This is a genomic window from Marivita sp., assembly GCF_020055675.1.
GTDB lineage: Bacteria > Pseudomonadota > Alphaproteobacteria > Rhodobacterales > Rhodobacteraceae > Marivita.
Map to the genome: position 1 here is coordinate 21,032 of NZ_JAIPUS010000015.1, position 17,206 is coordinate 38,237.

Annotated in this window: 14 protein-coding genes; 9 read left to right on the forward strand and 5 right to left on the reverse strand. The window is 63.1% G+C overall.

The window, feature by feature from the left end:
- Window positions 1–79 precede the first annotated feature (79 nt).
- The 7 genes from LCF59_RS11215 to LCF59_RS11245 all read left to right on the forward strand — a co-directional run bounded on the left by LCF59_RS11215 (window position 80) and on the right by LCF59_RS11245 (window position 7,274).
- Window positions 80–997, forward strand: a complete 918-nt coding sequence (locus LCF59_RS11215) for a DMT family transporter (RefSeq protein ID WP_292287608.1) — start codon at window positions 80–82, stop codon at window positions 995–997.
- A gap of 141 nt (window positions 998–1,138) precedes the next feature.
- Window positions 1,139–1,336, forward strand: coding sequence for a hypothetical protein (locus LCF59_RS11220; protein WP_292287560.1), 198 nt, complete (start codon window positions 1,139–1,141; stop codon window positions 1,334–1,336).
- 79 nt (window positions 1,337–1,415) lie between these two features.
- Window positions 1,416–1,868: an isoprenylcysteine carboxylmethyltransferase family protein gene (locus LCF59_RS11225; RefSeq protein WP_292287561.1), complete on the forward strand. Its 453-nt coding sequence runs from the start codon at window positions 1,416–1,418 to the stop codon at window positions 1,866–1,868.
- A 138-nt stretch (window positions 1,869–2,006) separates the two neighbouring features.
- A complete protein-coding gene (locus LCF59_RS11230; RefSeq protein ID WP_292287562.1) occupies window positions 2,007–3,578 on the forward strand; it encodes a Re/Si-specific NAD(P)(+) transhydrogenase subunit alpha in 1,572 nt (523 codons plus the stop codon).
- A 13-nt stretch (window positions 3,579–3,591) separates the two neighbouring features.
- Complete coding sequence (locus LCF59_RS11235; protein ID WP_292287563.1) at window positions 3,592–5,088, forward strand: NAD(P)(+) transhydrogenase (Re/Si-specific) subunit beta; 1,497 nt, start codon at window positions 3,592–3,594, stop codon at window positions 5,086–5,088.
- 195 nt (window positions 5,089–5,283) lie between these two features.
- On the forward strand, window positions 5,284–5,721 hold the full coding sequence (locus tag LCF59_RS11240) for a phosphate-starvation-inducible PsiE family protein (protein ID WP_292287564.1): 438 nt from the start codon (window positions 5,284–5,286) through the stop codon (window positions 5,719–5,721).
- Between the two features lie 254 nt (window positions 5,722–5,975).
- Window positions 5,976–7,274, forward strand: a complete 1,299-nt coding sequence (locus LCF59_RS11245; protein ID WP_292287565.1) for a DUF3422 family protein — start codon at window positions 5,976–5,978, stop codon at window positions 7,272–7,274.
- 22 nt (window positions 7,275–7,296) lie between these two features.
- Here the strand turns inward: LCF59_RS11245 and LCF59_RS11250 are convergent, their stop codons facing one another.
- The 5 genes from LCF59_RS11250 to LCF59_RS11270 form a co-directional block, all read right to left on the reverse strand.
- Window positions 7,297–8,844, reverse strand: coding sequence for a Ppx/GppA family phosphatase (locus tag LCF59_RS11250; protein WP_292287566.1), 1,548 nt, complete (start codon window positions 8,842–8,844; stop codon window positions 7,297–7,299).
- Window positions 8,845–8,934: 90 nt separating this feature from the next.
- On the reverse strand, window positions 8,935–11,109 hold the full coding sequence (locus LCF59_RS11255) for an RNA degradosome polyphosphate kinase (protein ID WP_292287567.1): 2,175 nt from the start codon (window positions 11,107–11,109) through the stop codon (window positions 8,935–8,937).
- A gap of 75 nt (window positions 11,110–11,184) precedes the next feature.
- A complete protein-coding gene (locus tag LCF59_RS11260) occupies window positions 11,185–11,880 on the reverse strand; it encodes a DnaA/Hda family protein (RefSeq protein ID WP_292287568.1) in 696 nt (231 codons plus the stop codon).
- A complete protein-coding gene (locus LCF59_RS11265) occupies window positions 11,880–12,947 on the reverse strand; it encodes an AI-2E family transporter (RefSeq protein ID WP_292287569.1) in 1,068 nt (355 codons plus the stop codon). The genes LCF59_RS11260 and LCF59_RS11265 overlap by 1 nt, the downstream gene beginning before the upstream one ends.
- 74 nt (window positions 12,948–13,021) lie before the next feature.
- A complete protein-coding gene (locus tag LCF59_RS11270; RefSeq protein WP_292287570.1) occupies window positions 13,022–14,491 on the reverse strand; it encodes a histidine kinase dimerization/phosphoacceptor domain -containing protein in 1,470 nt (489 codons plus the stop codon).
- Between the two features lie 375 nt (window positions 14,492–14,866).
- On the opposite strand from LCF59_RS11270, the gene proS reads away from it, so the two are divergent.
- Together proS and LCF59_RS11280 are read left to right on the forward strand one after the other, a co-directional pair.
- Window positions 14,867–16,210, forward strand: a complete 1,344-nt coding sequence (gene proS / locus LCF59_RS11275; RefSeq protein ID WP_292287571.1) for a proline--tRNA ligase — start codon at window positions 14,867–14,869, stop codon at window positions 16,208–16,210.
- A 43-nt stretch (window positions 16,211–16,253) separates the two neighbouring features.
- Window positions 16,254–17,192: a serine hydrolase gene (locus LCF59_RS11280; protein ID WP_292287572.1), complete on the forward strand. Its 939-nt coding sequence runs from the start codon at window positions 16,254–16,256 to the stop codon at window positions 17,190–17,192.
- The last annotated feature ends 14 nt before the right edge of the window (window positions 17,193–17,206 follow it).

Below are 17,206 nucleotides of genomic sequence, written 5' to 3' on the forward strand. Positions count from 1 at the left end.
GTATCCCGGTCGTCTCTTGCCTTTCCCCGAAGTCTCTACCCCCCTTGCACTTCTGCCCGCGTTTCTGTCCATTGCGGGGATGAGCGCCTCGATTTCCCCCGACAGCACGAGCAACCCGGTCAAAGGCATCTTCTGGATGATCGTGACGGGCCTGTGCTTTGTCGCTGTCACGGCGCTTGTGAAAACACTGGGCCAAAGAATCCCGGCGGCCGAATCGGCCTTCCTGCGCTACGTCATCGGACTGGTCTTCCTGATCCCGGTCTGGCGCGAATTGGTCGCGGTGCGACTCACCTCCCGGCAAAAAAAGCTTTTTGCCATGCGCGGGTTGGCGCATTCGCTGGGTGTGATCCTGTGGTTTTTCGCGATGACGCGCATCCCGATCGCCGAAGTCACGGCGATGAATTACCTCAACCCCGTCTACGTGACGATCCTGGCGGTGTTCGTCCTGGGCGAAACGCTGGCCCTGCGCCGGGCCATGGCGGTCGTGGCGGCCCTGGTTGGCGCGTTGATCATCCTGCGCCCCGGCTTTCGGGAACTCGACCTTGGCCATATCGCGATGCTGGGCACAGCGCTTTTTTTCGCCGGCAGCTACCTGATCGCCAAGATTCTGTCCGGCGAACTTCCCGCGAGCATCGTCGTGGCGCTGCTGTCGGTGACCGTCACCATCGGGCTGGCCCCCTTCGCTTTCGCTGTCTGGGTCACCCCGGACTTGGCCGACCTTGCGGTGTTGGCCGGTGTCGCCTGTTTCGCCACCGCGGGGCATTACGCCATGACGCTGGCATTTGCCGCCGCACCGGTCACCGTCACGCAGCCGGTCACCTTCCTGCAACTGGTGTGGTCGGTGCTTGTCGGGATGCTGTTCTTTGCCGAACCGGCCGATCCCTGGGTGATTCTCGGAGGTGGTGTGATCATGGCGTCTGTGGTCTTCATAACCTGGCGCGAGGCCCGTTTGCGCAATGTGCACCGCACCCCGACAGTCAACGAAACAAAGGGTTGAGTGACGCGGCGGAGGCAATCAGGCGGCACCGCGATCCGGGCGATCCACATTGTTTCGCTTTCAGAAAATTACCGTTTTCAGTTCGCAAATCGAACACATTCCGGGACCACAAACAGGCAGGTAGCGTATGAGGAGACCAGCATGTTTGCCGAAACCACTTCCAGGCCCGATCTGGGCCAACTGCGGCACTTTCTAGTGTCGGAACGCGAAAAGACCGTCTCGGATGCGGAATGGAAATTCCGGATGCGGGGCTACGGGTACCACGTCAAGCGCGTCAAGGGCGGCGTGATGGTGGCGCGCATCCCCAAGAACGAGATCCTCGGCTGCATCAAGATGTAACGCACCGCCGCGCCCCAAGCGGCTTTTTGTCCATCCAACCAGCCTCGCGCCGGGCAGCGGGCTTTGCTATGCCCGTTGCATGATGAAATGGATCGACATCCCGCCTGTCTGGCTCTGCGCCGCGCTTGCCATCGCCTGGTGGCAAAAGACCTACCACGGTTTCGGGCTGAGCTTCGGCCCGGCCTGGGCTGACCTTCTCGGCGGTCTTCTGGTGGGCGGAGGGATCGTCCTGATCGGGCTGGCCGCCTATGAAATGCGCCGCCACAGCACCACGATCATGCCCCACGAGACACCCGACACCCTTGTCACCAGCGGCATTTTCAAACGCTCGCGCAACCCGATCTACCTCGCTGATTCGCTGATCCTGACAGGGATGATCCTTTACTGGGACGCGGTGCTATCGCTCCCGTTGATTCCGCTTTTCGTCTGGTGGACCGAAAAACATTTCATCCTGGCGGAAGAAAAGCGCTTGCGGCGAAATTTTCGTGCGGATTTTGCGCGCTACGAGAAACAAACACGTCGTTGGCTCTAGCCGTTGGTGCCCAACTGTTCTAGATCAGCGGTTTACGGTGGGAGCATTGTGCGCCTCAGGTCTGCCTTGTAGACCCATCGCCGACAAACTAACTGCCGCAACGGCACTTCGGAACGAAGCAAAAGGGGGACGGTTCAGGTGAAAATCGGGACGCCAAAGGAAGTGATGAAGGGGGAGGCACGCGTTGCCATGACCCCGGACTCCGCCCGTCAGCTGCAAAAGCTGGGGTATGACTGCATCATCGAAACCGGTGCGGGGGACGCCGCAGGGTACAATGACGCAACCTACCAAGAGGCCGGTGTCGAGGTTGCCGAAACCGCCGCCGCACTTTGGACAGCCGCGGATGTGGTGGCCAAGGTGCGCCCGCCCACCGAGGCCGAGCTGAAGAAATCGCGCGAGGGGCAGCTTCTCATCTCGATGTTCTGGCCCGCCCAGAACGAGGACCTGATGAAGCAAGCCGCCGATCAGGGCACCTCTGTCATCGCGATGGACATGGTGCCGCGCATCAGCCGCGCCCAGAAGATGGACGCGTTGTCGTCGATGGCCAATATCGCGGGCTACCGCGCCGTGATCGAGGCGGGCAACAACTTCGGCCGCTTCTTCACCGGCCAGATCACCGCAGCCGGCAAGGTGCCGCCCGCCAAGGTTCTGGTGGTCGGCGCGGGCGTCGCAGGCCTTGCCGCCATCGGCACATCGACCTCCTTGGGGGCGATCACATATGCCTTCGACGTGCGCCCCGAAGTCGCCGAACAGGTCGAATCGATGGGCGCGGAATTCGTCTTTCTCGATTTCGAGGAAGACCAGCAGGATGGCTCCGCCTCGGGCGGCTATGCGTCTGTGTCCTCGCCGGAATTTACCGCGGCACAGCTTGCGAAATTCCGCGAACTGGCCCCCGAGATGGACATCGTGATCACCACGGCCCTGATCCCGAACCGCGAAGCGCCCGAGCTTTGGACCAAGGACATGGTCGAGGCGATGAAGCCCGGATCGGTGATCATCGACCTGGCCGCGGAAAAGGGTGGCAACTGCAAACTCACCGTGATGGATGAAAAGATCGTCACCGACAACGGTGTGACGATCATCGGCTATACCGATTTCCCCAGCCGCATGGCCACGCAGTCGTCCAACCTGTACGCAACCAACATCCGCCACCTGATGACCGACCTGACCCCGGAAAAAGACGGGCAGATCGTGCACGACATGGAAGATGACGTGATCCGCGGCGCGACCATCGCGCATGAAAAAGAGGTGACCTTCCCGCCACCCCCTCCCAAGGTGCAAGCGATTGCCGCCCAGCCCAAGGAAAAGGTCAAGGAACTGACGCCCGAGGAAAAGCGCGAACAGGAAATCACCGCCTTCAAGGCGCAGACCAAGCAACAGGTCACGCTTCTGGCCATCGGGGCGGCGCTGGTGCTTGGCGTCGGGCTGATCGCCCCGGCCAGCTTCATGCAGCACTTCATCGTGTTCCTTCTCTCGGTGTTCATCGGATTCCAGGTGATCTGGGGTGTGGCACACAGCCTGCACACACCGCTCATGGCGGTGACCAACGCGATTTCCTCGATCATCATTCTCGGTGCCCTGATCCAGATTGGGTCAAGTTCGCTCTTGATCACGCTTCTGGCGGCGCTGGGTATCTTCATGGCCTCGATCAACATCTTCGGCGGCTTCCTCGTGACACGGCGCATGCTCGCCATGTTCCAGAAATCCTAAGGGGGCAGGCATCATGGAATTCGGATTCACCATCGCGGCCTATGCGGTCGCAGCGGTTCTCTTCATCCTGTCGCTCGGCGGGCTGAGCGGACAGGAAAGCGCCAAGCGTGCCGTCTGGTACGGCATCGCCGGGATGGCCATTGCGGTTGTCGCGACTCTCATCGGACCGGGGCAGGGGCTGTTCATCGTCTCGCTCGTGCTCATCGCGCTGGGCGCGGCTGTCGGATATCAGCTCGCAATGCGCGTGCAGATGACCCAGATGCCCGAGCTTGTGGCGATCATGCACAGTCTCGTTGGCCTCGCGGCGGTTTTTGTCGGCTTCAATGCCGACATTATGATCAACAACGTCGCTGACATCTACGACGCCAACGGGCTGGTTCTCGGCGCGGTCGGCGAGGATGGGTACACGGCCATCGGCTTGCCCAAGGAGATCCACGACGGGCTGTCATCCTTCGGACAGCTCATTGCCAAGAAATCGGGCGTCGAGATCGGCATCCTGCGCGTCGAACTGATGCTCGGTATCTGGATCGGCGCCGTGACCTTCACCGGCTCGGTGATCGCCTACGGCAAACTGGCGGGCAAGGTAGACACGTCGGCCAAGAAACTGCCCGGCGGGCACCTGCTGAACGCGGCCGCCGCCGGGCTGTCGCTGCTGCTGGCCGTCCTGTACATGAGCGACGCCGGAAGCTGGACGCTGGTCCTGCTGACCCTGCTGGCGCTCTTCATCGGGTATCACCTGATCATGGGCATCGGCGGGGCGGACATGCCGGTCGTGGTCTCCATGCTCAACAGCTATTCCGGCTGGGCGGCGGCGGCCATCGGCTTCAGCCTCGGCAATGATCTTCTGATCGTCGTCGGCGCGCTTGTCGGGTCCTCCGGTGCGATCCTGTCCTACATCATGTGCAAGGCGATGAACCGCAGCTTCATCTCCGTGATCCTGGGCGGCTTTGGCGGCGCGGCCGGCGAACAAATGGCGGTGGATGGCGAACAGGTTGCGATCGACGCCGACGGCGTGGCCAACGCGCTGGACGAGGCCGACAGCATCATCATCATTCCGGGCTACGGCATGGCGGTGGCGCAGGCTCAGCAGAACGTGGCTGAACTGACCCGTCGCCTGCGCGCGCAGGGCAAATCGGTGCGCTTTGCGATCCACCCGGTCGCGGGCCGTCTGCCCGGCCACATGAACGTGCTTCTGGCCGAGGCCAAGGTGCCCTACGACATCGTGCTCGAAATGGACGAGATCAACGACGATTTCCCGGACACGGATGTTGCCATCGTCATCGGCTCGAACGACATCGTGAACCCGGCCGCGCAGGACGATCCCAACAGCCCCATCGCCGGCATGCCGGTTCTGGAATGCTGGAAGGCCAAGCAGGTCTTCGTGTCCAAACGCGGGCAGGGCACCGGCTATTCGGGCATCGAGAACCCGCTCTTCTTCAAGGAAAACACGCGGATGTTCTACGGCGACGCCAAGAAATCGCTCGAGGACCTGCTGGCCCGGATCAGCTGACCCGTCCGACAGTCCCGACAGAAAGCCCCGGTTCTAGTGACCGGGGCTTTTTTTATGCCCGGACCATGTCAGCGGGACGGGTCGCCATGCGACCGGCGCCCTGCGTTGCCGGGCGTCCGACTGGTTGCTGGGCCGTGATGATCTAGGTTACGCAATGTTTGATTGCGAAACGGCGAAAAAGGGGCTCCTGCGCTTATGATGGACTTTGTCAGCGCCGCTTATGATCGGTTCTCGAACGTCATCGCCCTGTTGCTTCTGCTGGGCACCTCCGTGGTGATCGTCATCGCGACCTTCTCCTTCCTGCGCCTGACCGGCGAGGTTTTTCTCGGCACGATGGATGGCACCTCCTACGCGACGCTTCAGCGCGTCTTCGATGCCCTGCTCGGTGCAATCATCGCGTTGGAGCTGGCCCATTCGGTGAAACTCATGATCACCGGGCAGCGTGGCTTCGGGCAGGTTCGCATCGTCCTGGTGATCGGTATCCTCGCGGTCGTGAGAAAGCTCATTGTCATCGAGTTGGAGGCCGTTTCCGGATTTCTCCTGCTCGGGCTGGCAGCGGCCATCGTCTCTCTTGGGGGGATATATGGCTACCTGCTCTGGCTCGATCGCGATGGAACTGTCGAACGCGATTGAGACCTGACCCCACGTCTGCCTGTCCGCAGGCATCGCGGCGCGACGTTGAACCTCCCCCTGTCAACGAGGGCGTCCAGGCCGGTCCATCCAGGATCGATCCGCATCATTGCCTGGTATGGCTCTGTTCGCCTATCCCTTGGGCAGGGCCGGCCGGCATACAATTGGATACCGGTAAAATATTGAAATCCATGGAAATTTCCTTTACTTGCCGCAGGCTCGAACTTACGTAGGGGGAAATGTCGAAAGTCTGAACCATGGCCACGATCGAAGATCACCCCCTGCGCTACACCCTGTCGAACGAACTGCACGCGCGCCCGTTCCCCTCACTCGAAGCGCCGTGCCGCGCGGTTTACCTGGCGATAAAGAAACCCAAATCGGCCGCCGCACGGGACAAATCGCTCGATCTGGACCACCTCAAGGCGCTTCTCGACCGCTATGGTACCGCCCATCCGCAACCGGGGGCGACGCATTTCTCCGGGCAGGTGGGCCAGCACACGCTGAAATGGGAACAGCACACCGAATTCGTGACCTATACCGTGTTCCTCAACGGTGTCTCCGACCGGCCGTTCGATCCGGCGGATATGGAGGTGTTTCCCGAGGAATGGCTGGCCGCCGCGCCCGGCGTGCGCATCACCTCGGCGCTCATCCGCGTCGAACCGCGCCCCGACCAGGACCAGATCAAGCAGCAGGTGTCGAACTGGTTCGTCCCCGAGAGCCTCGCCGTGAGCAGCGTTCTGGACGACGATGCGATCATCGCGGGAGATTTCCGCATCGACCCGGCGGGCCACCTGCGCTTTGGCGTGTTCGTCAGCCCCGGCATCGGCAAGCGCAGGGTGGGCCGCATCGTCCAACGCCTGTGCGAGATCGAAACCTACAAGACGATGTCGATGATCGGCTTCAGCCGGGTGCGCGAACTGGGTCCCCGCATGGGCGAGATCGACAATGAACTCAACCGCCTCATGGCCGCGATGACCAACGGCGACGGCCAGGAAGAGGACCGTCTCAAGGCGCTGCTCTCGGTTTCGGCCGAACTGGAAAGCCTGTCGGCCCAGACCTCTTTCCGCTTCGGCGCCACCTGGGCCTATGAAGCCATCGTCGCGCAGCGCATCTCGGTCCTGCGCGAAACCCGCTTCGAGGGCCGCCAGACCTTTGCCGAATTCATGACCCGCCGCTATGACCCGGCGATGCGCACGGTGAAATCCGCCGAGAACCGCCTGTCCACCATGGCCGAACGCGCCGTCCGCGCCGGCAACCTGTTGCGTACACGGGTCGAGGTGGCCCGCTCTGCCCAGAACCAGCAATTGCTCGAATCCATGAACCACCGCGCTGACATGCAACTGCGCTTGCAAAAAACCGTCGAAGGCCTGTCGGTCGTCGCGATCAGCTACTACGCGGTGTCCCTGGCCGGTTACATGCTTTACCCGGTGGCGGCGATGGTCGGGATCACCGAAGGCTTGATCACCGCCTTGGTCACGGTCCCGGTAGTCTTGCTGGTCTGGTTCGCCATTCGCCGCATCCGCCGCGTGGTCGAACAAGGGGGCCCCGAGCTCTGAGCGCCTGTGCAAGCCATCACCGCTAGCGCCGGATGACGATCTCGGTCTCTGCACCAAGCGAAGACGCAAGCGAGGCGAAGCGGGCCTCCGCCACCTCGCCATAAAGCGGCACCGAGGCTTCGGTCAGCCGCAATCGCAGCAGTTTCTTGCGTGGATGCCAGTCCAGCGCGGTGCCATCCGCCGTCGTGTCCGACATCCACAGCATCGCGCCAAAGCGCAGCGCCTTGCCCAGAACTTCGGCCTCCTGGGTGGCGCGATCCGAAATCAGCCCTTCGAGATCGGCGAACCGCGTGCCCTGGCGCTTGTTCTTGTAGCGGTGCAACAGGGCAAGCCCCAGGAACACGCGCTCGGAATGCTTCAGCCCGCCCAGATTGGCGCGCGTCGCGTTGTCGAAACAGGTTTCGGCCCGGTAATCCGGGTGGGCGCGCCAGCTCACGTCATGCAGCAGACAGGCCGCCTTGACCAACCGCAAACGGGCCGGGTCCGACTTCGAAAACAGCGGTGCGACAAAGCGGAACAGCTTCTTGCCGAACCCGGGCAGACGGGCATCCTTGGCCTCGGCAAAGCGGCAGGATTCGATCAGTGGATCGCGGTCGCGCAATTCCTGCGACATCTGCTCATAGAGCAGCCCCTCGCGGATGCCATAACTGGAAATCGCGATATCCTTGGGCCGAAAGGTCTGCACCAAGCGCTTGAGCACCTCTGCCGCATAGGGCACAAGCTCCATCCGGGAATTCGAAATGCCGCAGGCCTGCCGCAGTTCGTCAAGGTCTTGGGACTTGATGTATTTCACCGTCTGGCTGACCGATTTCTTGTCCATCCGGTATTCGTGCAAAACGTGCAGCGGATAGCCCCGGCGATGCATGTCGACCCGTGCAATCGCACGCCATGATCCGCCGACAAGAAACAACCTGTCGCGCTGCGGGCCCATGTGATCGGCCAGATCTTTCATCACCGATTTGATCTGCGCGTCGCGCGCCTTGAAGCCGCCCTTCGTGTCGCGCAGCTTCAGCGGGCCAAGGTCGGAACTCACCCGCCGGCCGACGCGGCCATCGGCAATCTCGGCCAGCTCCATGGACGAACCGCCGATATCGCAGACCAGACCATAGCTGCCGGGCCACCCCAGAAGCACACCCTGGGCCGACAGCCGGGCTTCTTCCTCGCCACCGATCACCCAGATCCGCAGACCCGTTTCGCGCAGCACATCCTCGCGGAAATCCGGCCCGTCCTCGGCCTCGCGCACGGCGGCGGTGGCAACCACGCTCAGGGGCGGCAGGCTCATACCCTCGGCCAGCGCCTGGAACCGCTTCAGCGCGTTCAGCGCCCGGTCCCGTCCTTCCGGGTTGAGCCGTCCTGTCTCGGACATGCCCGCGCCAAGCGCGCACATCAGTTTTTCATTGTAAAAATACGCCGGGGACCGCGCCGCGCCATCGAAGACAACCAACCGGACAGAGTTCGATCCGATGTCGACAACGCCGACACGGCTGAGCGCCCGCGCTTTCGGATCCTCAAAAATCGGACGGCCAAACGGCCCATGCAGATCGGTATCGGAATCGACAGGTCCGTCCATGGGATCCCCGGTTCAGCGTTGTCTCAAACTGTCAAAGCGCGGCAGGCCCGTCAAGCACACCGGCAGTCCGGCGACCGGGCGCGGCGCGCGTCATTCGTCCGCATGCGTCAAATGCGGCACATCCGCGGCCCCCGCCGACCCGCGCCCGGACAGCGACGGGTTTTCCATGAAAAAGCGGTGGCAGTTGAAGGCAAACTCGCCTTCTTCCCATGTCGTGCGGGTGAAAAACCCGTCCGGCTGCATGATCCAGCTTTGCGCCACATCGGCGAGGTTGGCCGCCATGATCTGGCTCACGATCTGCGCCCTGACAGTGGGGTTGTCGATCTCCACCAGAGTTTCCACCCGGCGGTTCAGATTGCGGCCCATCCAATCCGCCGAGGACATGAACACGCGCGCTTTCTTGTGCGGCAGCCCGTGGCCATTGCCGAAGCAGATGATCCGCGAATGTTCAAGGAACCGGCCCACGATGGATTTGACGCGGATGGTCTCGCTCAGCCCTTTTACACCGGGACGCAGACCGCAAATGCCGCGGATCACGCAGTCGATCTGCACCCCGGCCTGGCTTGCCGCGTAAAGCGCGTCGATCATGTCAGGCTCGATCAGCGAATTCATCTTGATCCAGATATGCGCCGGTTTGCCCGCCTTTGCGTGGGCGATCTCGGCCTCGATCATCTCCAGCATCCTGGGCTTGAGCGAGTGCGGCGAAATGGCGAGGTTCTCCAAACCTTCGGGCTGGGCATAGCCCGACAGGTAATTGAACACCTTGGTCGCATCGCGGCCGAGGGTGGCATCGCAGGTGAAAAAGCTCAGATCGGTATAGATGGTGGCCGTGATGGGGTGGTAATTGCCGGTGCCATAGTGGGTATAGGTCACCAGCCTGTCGCCCTCGCGCCGGACCACGATCGAAATCTTGGCATGGGTCTTCCAGTCAAGAAACCCATACACCACATGCGCCCCCGCGCGCTCCAGCCGCCGCGATTGACGAATATTGGCCGCCTCGTCGAACCGTGCCTTCAACTCGACCAGCGCGGTGACCGACTTGCCATCCTCTGCTGCCTCGCACAGCGCGGCGACAATCGGTGACTGGCGCGATGTGCGGTACAGCGTCTGCTTGATCGCAACCACGTTCGGATCGCGCGCCGCCTGTTCAAGAAAGCGCACCACCATGTCGAAGGTCTCGTAGGGGTGATGCAGCAGCATGTCCTTCTGCCGGATCGCGGCGAACATGTCGCCGTCATGGTCCTGCACGCGTTCCGGCACCCGCGGGCTGAAACTGGGCCACAACAGGTCAGGCCGCGCATCCAGCACCAGCTCCTTGAGGTCTGCCGCGCCGATCATCCCCGCCAGTTCGATCACGTCATCGCCGCTGACGCGCAATTCGCGCATCACGATGTCCAGAAGCCCCGTGGGGGCGCCCACCGACAGGGTAAGCCGGACCACCTCGCCGCGCCGCCGCCGTTTCAGTGCTACCTCGAATTCGCGAACAAGGTCCTCGGCCTCTTCCTCGACCTCGATATCGCTGTCGCGCAGCACCCGGAAGCCAAAGTGATCGCGCAGCTTGTAGCCTGGAAACAACCGGTCGAAATGCAGCAAAAGCACATCTTCGAGCGGGATGAACCGATGCGACCCGGCCTCCGACGGCAGGGCAATGAACCGCTCCACCTGTCCGGGGATCGGCAACAAAGCCTGAAGCTGCGACCTGTCGCTCTGGCGTTGCAGCTGCAGGGCAAGGCAATAGCCGTTATTGGCGATGAACGGGAAGGGGTGCGCCGGGTCGATCGCCAGCGGCGACAGCACCGGAAACACCTGGTGCAGGAACACGTCCTCCAGATGCGTGCGATCGGCCTCCGTCAGACCGTCGCGCGACAGCACCGAGATATTCTCCGCCTCCATGCGTTTCAGCAGATCGGCCAGCACCCGCTGCTGGGCGGCCATCAGCTTGCGCGCATCCTCGTTGATCAGCACAAGCTGCGCCGTCGGGGTCAGCCCGTCGGCCGCGGGCGTGGTATTGCCACCCTGCGACAGCTCGCGCAGGCCCGCCACGCGCACGGTGTAGAATTCATCCAGATTGGCCGCCGAGATCGACAGGAACCGCAGCCGTTCGAGCAGCGGCACGCGCGGGTTCTCCGCCTCTTCCAGCACCCGCCAGTTGAACCCCAGCCAGGACAATTCGCGGTTCACGAAACGGCCCGGCCCCGTCAGGTCAAGATCCGGGCTGGCTGTCGGGGCAGGGCGGGGGGCGTGCAGGAAATCGGCGCTGTTCATGGGCGGTCCCTTAGCGATGACGCGTGACAGTTTGGTGACAGGCCGCCCGCAAGACCGGGACAGCGTGGCAGGGCTTTACTGTGCAGGATTCTCCTCCGGGAATTCAAGCTCTGCCAACGCTTTGCGGGCAAGCCGGCGCGTCACGCCCCGCGGGGTGCCCAAGGCTTCGCTGTCCAGATGCGCCACGACCCGGCCCGCCGCCTCGAAGGAGCGCGGCATCCAGCGCACGAGATAGGGGATCACATCCGCCATCGGCACGATCTGGCGGTCGGCGAACAGCTTGGCCAGAACCGCCGACAACAGGATATCGTCCGGCGCGGCCATCTTGGCCACCGTGGTCCCGGCCATCCGGCTCGCCAGGTCCGGCAACCCCAACGCCCAGCCCGAGGGCGGGCGCGTCGCGGTCAGAAGCATCGAATGACCGGTTGCCAAAACAAGATTGTGCAGGTGGAACAACGCCTCTTCCGATGCGCGGTCCCCGGCGATATCCTCCACGTCCTCGACACAGATCGGCGCATCCGCCAGGCTTGGCACGTCCGCCTGTACCAGCGCGGAGGCGGCGATCATCTGCCCGCCGCTGTCGTTGCACCAGACATGGCCCAGATGCGACTTGCCCGATGCCTGCGGTCCCACCAGCACCAGCTTGCCATTCGGCCAGTTCGGCCAGGTGTCCACCAGCCCCAGCGCCACCGCATTGCTGTGGGTGACGTAAAAGTCCCCGCGCCCCAGCGCGGTGCGCGCCGGAATGTCGAATTTCATCTGCAAGGGCATTATTGCGCGTCCCGATCACTCAACCCGCGGTAAAGCCGGCTGTTGAGGTAGTGTTGCGAGGCAAAGCGCGCCAGGACCCCGATCGCCGCCGCCAGGGGCACCGCGACCAGCATCCCGACAAACCCAAACAGCGTGCCGAACACCGTCAGCGACAGCAAGAGCCAGACCGGGTGCAGCCCGACCGAGGACCCAACCAGCTTGGGGGTGAGCACATTGCCCTCGACCACCTGTCCCAGCACGAACACGCCGGCAACCAGCCCGATGGACAGCCAGTCGCCCCAGAACTGGAACAGCGCCAGACCGATCGCCAAGGCGCCGCCGATCAGCGCGCCCAGGTAGGGGATGAATGTCACCAATCCGGCGACAAACCCCACGACCAGACCGAACTGCAACCCGATCACCATCAGCGCCACCGCGTAATAGGTGCCAAGGATGATACAGACGGTGCCCATGCCGCGGATGAAACTGGCCAGCGTGCGGTCGATATCCGCCGCCAATTGCCGGATCACCGGCGCGTGATCGCGCGGCAGCAATTCGTCGATCCGTGCCACCATCCGGTCCCAGTCAAGCAACAGGTACACCGACACGACCGGCACGATCACGAAAAGCATCACGATATTGATGATCCCCGCCGCCGAACTCAGCACGGTATTGAGCAATTCGCCACCCTTCGACTGGATCGTCTCGCCGACCGATATCAGCGACTGGCGCAGCGGGCTTTCGGAATCCATCAGCTCGGGAAAGCGGTCGACCAGGAAATCGCGCAGATTGGCAAAAAGGGTCGGCGCGACGTCGAACAGCTCAAGCGCCTGGGTCACCAGCGACGGGATCACCAGCAAAAGCAGCAACGCGAAGATAACGATCCCCGCAACGGTAATGAGCGCCGTCGCCGTCACCCGGCTGACACCCAGCCTTTCCAGCCTGTCGGCCACCGGATCGAGAAAATAGGCGATTGCACCGCCCAGCACAAATGGCAGGAGAACATCGCCAAGCGCCCACAATGTCACGCCCAGGACGACCGCCGCGACGCCCCAGTATTTGACCTGCTCCCGCGCGGGAAGTGCCATGCCGATCACCCTTGATATGCTGCGCTCTTCATTGCCTGTCACGACACGGGTTTCAAGGGAAACCGAAATGCCGTTCAGGCAGGATGCGGCAAGGTGATCCGCGTCTCATAGCGCGCACCATCCTGGGTTCGCGTCACCTCGGCGCCGATCTGCGCGCCGAATTGTTCGATCAGACGCACGCCGGTTCCGGACGATTCGATGTCCATCCGGGCCGTGTCCGCCGAGCTTGCGTTCTCCACCGTGATCGTGGTCGCATTGTCCGGCCCGTCCTTCAGCCACACGGAGACAGGCCGCGCCGGGCCCGGGTCGCCATGCTTGATCGCATTGGTCAAAAGCTCGTTGACCATCAGGCTCAAGGCGATGGCCCGGTCGCTCTTGAGCGTGACCGACGTGGCGGGATGCGCAAAAACCATCGCGTCATCGGGCAGTTCCGCGCTCTGGCGTGTCGATTGCACCAATCCGTCGAGCATGGTCACAAGGTCGATCTCGGCCACGTTCCTGTCGATCTGGATCGCCGCATGCACATTCGCGACCGCGCGCACGCGGGCCTCGACGCCGCGCAGCGCGTCGCGGGCGATCTCCACGGCCTCGCCGTTTTCCGACGCAAGCTTGCTGGATTGCAACCGCACCAGCGACAGCGCGACCTGAAGGCTGTTCTTGATCCGGTGATTGGCCTCCACCACAAGCGCCTCGCTGGCCGCGGCCGCCCGTTCAAGATCGCGGCGCGCGGTTTCCATATCGGTCAGGTCAACAAAGGTGCCCACCAGCTTGCGCCGCCGATCCACCGGATCGGTCGCGAATTCGCCGCGAATCCGTATGAACCGTTCGGTCCCGTCGGGCATCGGCACCCGGTAATCGAACGAGGCAACCTCGCCGGCAGGCGCGGCCATCACCCGCGCCACCTCTGCATGGACAGCGACCACATCATCGGGATGCACGCGGTCGAAGAACGGCGTTGCGTTCGGACCGGCCTCGCCCGGGGCAAACCCGAACATCTGGTCAATTGCCTCGCTGCGGTCGAACAGATCGGTTTCGGGATCGTAGCTGAAATAGGCGATCGACGCGGTCGATGCCGCCGCCCGCCGATGGCTTTGCGCCATAAGCTCGGTCAGCGTTTTTTCCGTCACGTTCTGCGCGGTCTGCAATATCGCCACGATTTGCCCGTCACGGCGGATCGGCGTGAAATGCATCGTCCAGTAATGCTCGATGTAATTGCCGTGTGCGTCCGGAAGATCAAAACGTGTCGGACCAACTTCCCGCGGCGCCCCGCTGCGCATGACGTCTGATGTTGCTTCGTGGACGTAGGCCATGGCTTCTGCCGCATTGGCCTCGTCGCTTGGCGGGAAGGCATCGAACATTCCCTTGCCCGATACGTCGCGGCCCACGGACTCCGACATCGCCGCATGGGCAGAGTTGCGCCAAAGCACCGTCAGGTTTTCGTCCGGCAAATACATCAGCGCCGCCAGTGGCAGCGCTTCGAACCCGGCAGTCATCAACGCGCGGATGTTGGCCTGTCCGGTATTCGTCTTGACGTGTCCTTGCATGACTCCCTTCTCGTTGAATGCGGGCCACCGTAACCCAGGGTATAGTAATGCATAGTCTCGACAGGATAGGCAAGCGACCGGGACCGGCCCGCTACAAGCTGCCGCGCCGGGCGCGCGGACCGGTCCGGCGCAGGTGTCTTCCCGCTGCCTGATGCAGGCGGCGAAGGCCGGTCGCCAAGGCGCCACTCGGCATCGCACCGCGCTGCGGCGCCACCGAATGGCACCGGGAAATCCTTAAGAAAGTCTGAATCTCTCTCTGTAAGCTGTTGATTTTGCTGCTCTGGACAGGCGTCCCACGCGTGGGACACCTGCCTGCCCTTGCCCGGCTTCCTCCAACCCGCTAGGAGAGGCAAAACCCAACACACGAGACCCGAAATGCGTCTGTCCCGCTACTTCCTGCCCGTTCTCAAGGAAACCCCCTCCGAGGCCCAGATCGTCAGCCACCGCCTGATGCTGCGCGCCGGCATGATCAAGCAATCCAGCGCCGGTATCTATTCCTGGCTGCCGCTCGGATACCGGGTCCTGCGGAACATCGAACAGATCGTCCACGAGGAACAGGCCCGCGCCGGGCATATCCCGATGCTGATGCCGACGCTGCAATCGGCGGATTTGTGGCGCGAATCCGGCCGCTACGACGCCTATGGGCCCGAAATGCTCCGCGTCGAAGACCGCCACGGCCGCGACATGCTCTACGGCCCCACCAACGAAGAGCTGATCACCGACATCTTCCGCTCCCATGTGGGCAGCTACAAGGACCTGCCGCTGACCCTCTATCACATCCAGTGGAAGTTCCGCGACGAGATCCGCCCCCGTTTCGGCGTCATGCGGGGCCGCGAATTCCTGATGAAGGACGGCTATACCTTCGACCTGACCAAGGAAGACGCGCTGCACGCCTATAACCGCCACCTCGTCAGCTACCTGCGCACCTACGAACGCATGGGGCTGCAGGCGATCCCGATGCGCGCCGATTCCGGCCCCATCGGCGGCGATGACACGCATGAATTCCTTGTGCTGGCGGACACCGGCGAATCCGAGGTGTTCTATGATGCCGAGATCACCGACCTGAAATTCGGTGACCGCGCCATCAATTATGACAGCGTCGAAGAATGCCAGGCCGTGCTGGAAGAATTCACCTCCCGCTACGCCCGCACCGATGAAACCCATGACGCGGCCGAGTTCGCCAAGGTTCCCGAAGACCGCCGGCGCACCGCCCGCGGCATCGAGGTGGGGCAGATCTTCTATTTCGGCACCAAGTATTCCGAACCGATGGGCGCGACAGTGGCCGATGCCGACGGCACCCGCGTTCCGGTGCACATGGGGTCGCACGGCATCGGCGTCAGCCGTCTGCTGGGCGCGATCATCGAGGCCAGCCACGACGACAAGGGCATCATCTGGCCCGAAGGTGTGACCCCGTTCCATGCCGGCATCGTCAACCTCAAGCAAGGAGACGCCGAAGCCGATGCAGCCTGTCAATCGCTCTATGACAGCCTCAAGGCGCTGGGCCTCGACCCGCTTTACGACGACCGCAATGAACGGGCGGGCGGCAAGTTCGCGACGATGGACCTGATCGGTCTGCCGTGGCGCATCACGGTCGGCCCCCGCGGGCTCAAGAACGGCGTGGTCGAACTCACCTCCCGCCGCACAGGCGAGAGCGAGGAACTGCCGCCCGAACAGGCAGTTCAGCGGATTGCCTCCATTTATGGCACGGTCAACGCCTGACCCGGTCTTGCCGCCGCATCCCGCGGTTTGATACCCTGCCCGCATGCGACGCTTTCTGGCTCTCCTGTTCGGCCTCTGCACCACGGCGCCCGCAGCGGCATCGGACCCGGTGACGGTCTTCGAGAGCTGGGCGCGCGACGGGGGCGCTGGGGAGACGGCGATCTCGGTGCTGCTGGACGGAACTGAGACCCATGCGGTCAATGCGACCCGACCGGTTGATCTCGCGTCGAATTCCAAGGTGATCACCGCATTATGCGTGCTGTCTCTTGTGGACGGCGGCGCGCTGAGGTGGGACACGCCGTTGACGACGCCGCTTGGCCCAGACGCGCCGCCCGGCACGGTTGCAGAGCTGATCACCCACAGCGCCGGGATCGGGCGGGATTCCACCCAGTTGCGCATGGGGTTCTGGCTGAACGAGGAAACACCCCGCCATGCCCATGTCACCGACATCGTCCTGAAGCGCGACAGCCAGCGCGGCACACGCGGGCAATTCGCCTATACGAACGAGAATTATGCCCTCCTGGGCCGGATCATCGAAGTGACAACCGGCGAAAGCTACGAGCAGGCCTGCCGCGCGCGCGTGCTCGATCCGGCCGGAGTCGAGGGCGCGTTGTCCCCGAGGTTTGCGGCTTTCGCGGCGTGGGGCGGATGGCGCATGGCAATGGCCGAGCACGCAGCGCTGCTCTGGCACTGGTTCGGCCCGCAGGGCCGGGTCGGGCGGGATCTTCTGGCGCTGCCGCATATCGCGCGGGGAGACGGCATGTATTACGGGCTTGGCATGAATTACACCGCCGAAGCGCGTGGCTTTCGCATATCCCACGCCGGCGCGATCTCGATTCCTTTCGGTCCCAAGACCGGCGCCTATGCCGTTGTCTACCCGTTCGGCGCAGTTGCTGCGACGGGGTATGACGCGGCGGTGGCCGACCCGGCACGCTTCAGGGACTTGTCCAACGGTCTGGAAAACCTCCTGAGCCCGCGCTGAAGGATCACGCCTCC

Excerpts from the sequence above, each read along its gene's own strand:
- proS (WP_292287571.1), top strand. The coding sequence starts at position 14,867 with ATGCGTCTGTCCCGCTACTTCCTGCCCGTTCTCAAGGAAACCCCCTCC.
- LCF59_RS11225 (WP_292287561.1), top strand. The coding sequence starts at position 1,416 with ATGATGAAATGGATCGACATCCCGCCTGTCTGGCTCTGCGCCGCGCTT.
- LCF59_RS11260 (WP_292287568.1), bottom strand. The coding sequence starts at position 11,880 with ATGCCCTTGCAGATGAAATTCGACATTCCGGCGCGCACCGCGCTGGGG.
- LCF59_RS11240 (WP_292287564.1), top strand. The coding sequence starts at position 5,284 with ATGATGGACTTTGTCAGCGCCGCTTATGATCGGTTCTCGAACGTCATC.
- LCF59_RS11215 (WP_292287608.1), top strand. The coding sequence starts at position 80 with ATGAGCGCCTCGATTTCCCCCGACAGCACGAGCAACCCGGTCAAAGGC.
- LCF59_RS11280 (WP_292287572.1), top strand. The coding sequence starts at position 16,254 with ATGCGACGCTTTCTGGCTCTCCTGTTCGGCCTCTGCACCACGGCGCCC.
- LCF59_RS11265 (WP_292287569.1), bottom strand. The coding sequence starts at position 12,947 with ATGGCACTTCCCGCGCGGGAGCAGGTCAAATACTGGGGCGTCGCGGCG.
- LCF59_RS11245 (WP_292287565.1), top strand. The coding sequence starts at position 5,976 with ATGGCCACGATCGAAGATCACCCCCTGCGCTACACCCTGTCGAACGAA.
- LCF59_RS11235 (WP_292287563.1), top strand. The coding sequence starts at position 3,592 with ATGGAATTCGGATTCACCATCGCGGCCTATGCGGTCGCAGCGGTTCTC.
- LCF59_RS11250 (WP_292287566.1), bottom strand. The coding sequence starts at position 8,844 with ATGGACGGACCTGTCGATTCCGATACCGATCTGCATGGGCCGTTTGGC.
- LCF59_RS11270 (WP_292287570.1), bottom strand. The coding sequence starts at position 14,491 with ATGCAAGGACACGTCAAGACGAATACCGGACAGGCCAACATCCGCGCG.
- LCF59_RS11220 (WP_292287560.1), top strand. The coding sequence starts at position 1,139 with ATGTTTGCCGAAACCACTTCCAGGCCCGATCTGGGCCAACTGCGGCAC.
- LCF59_RS11255 (WP_292287567.1), bottom strand. The coding sequence starts at position 11,109 with ATGAACAGCGCCGATTTCCTGCACGCCCCCCGCCCTGCCCCGACAGCC.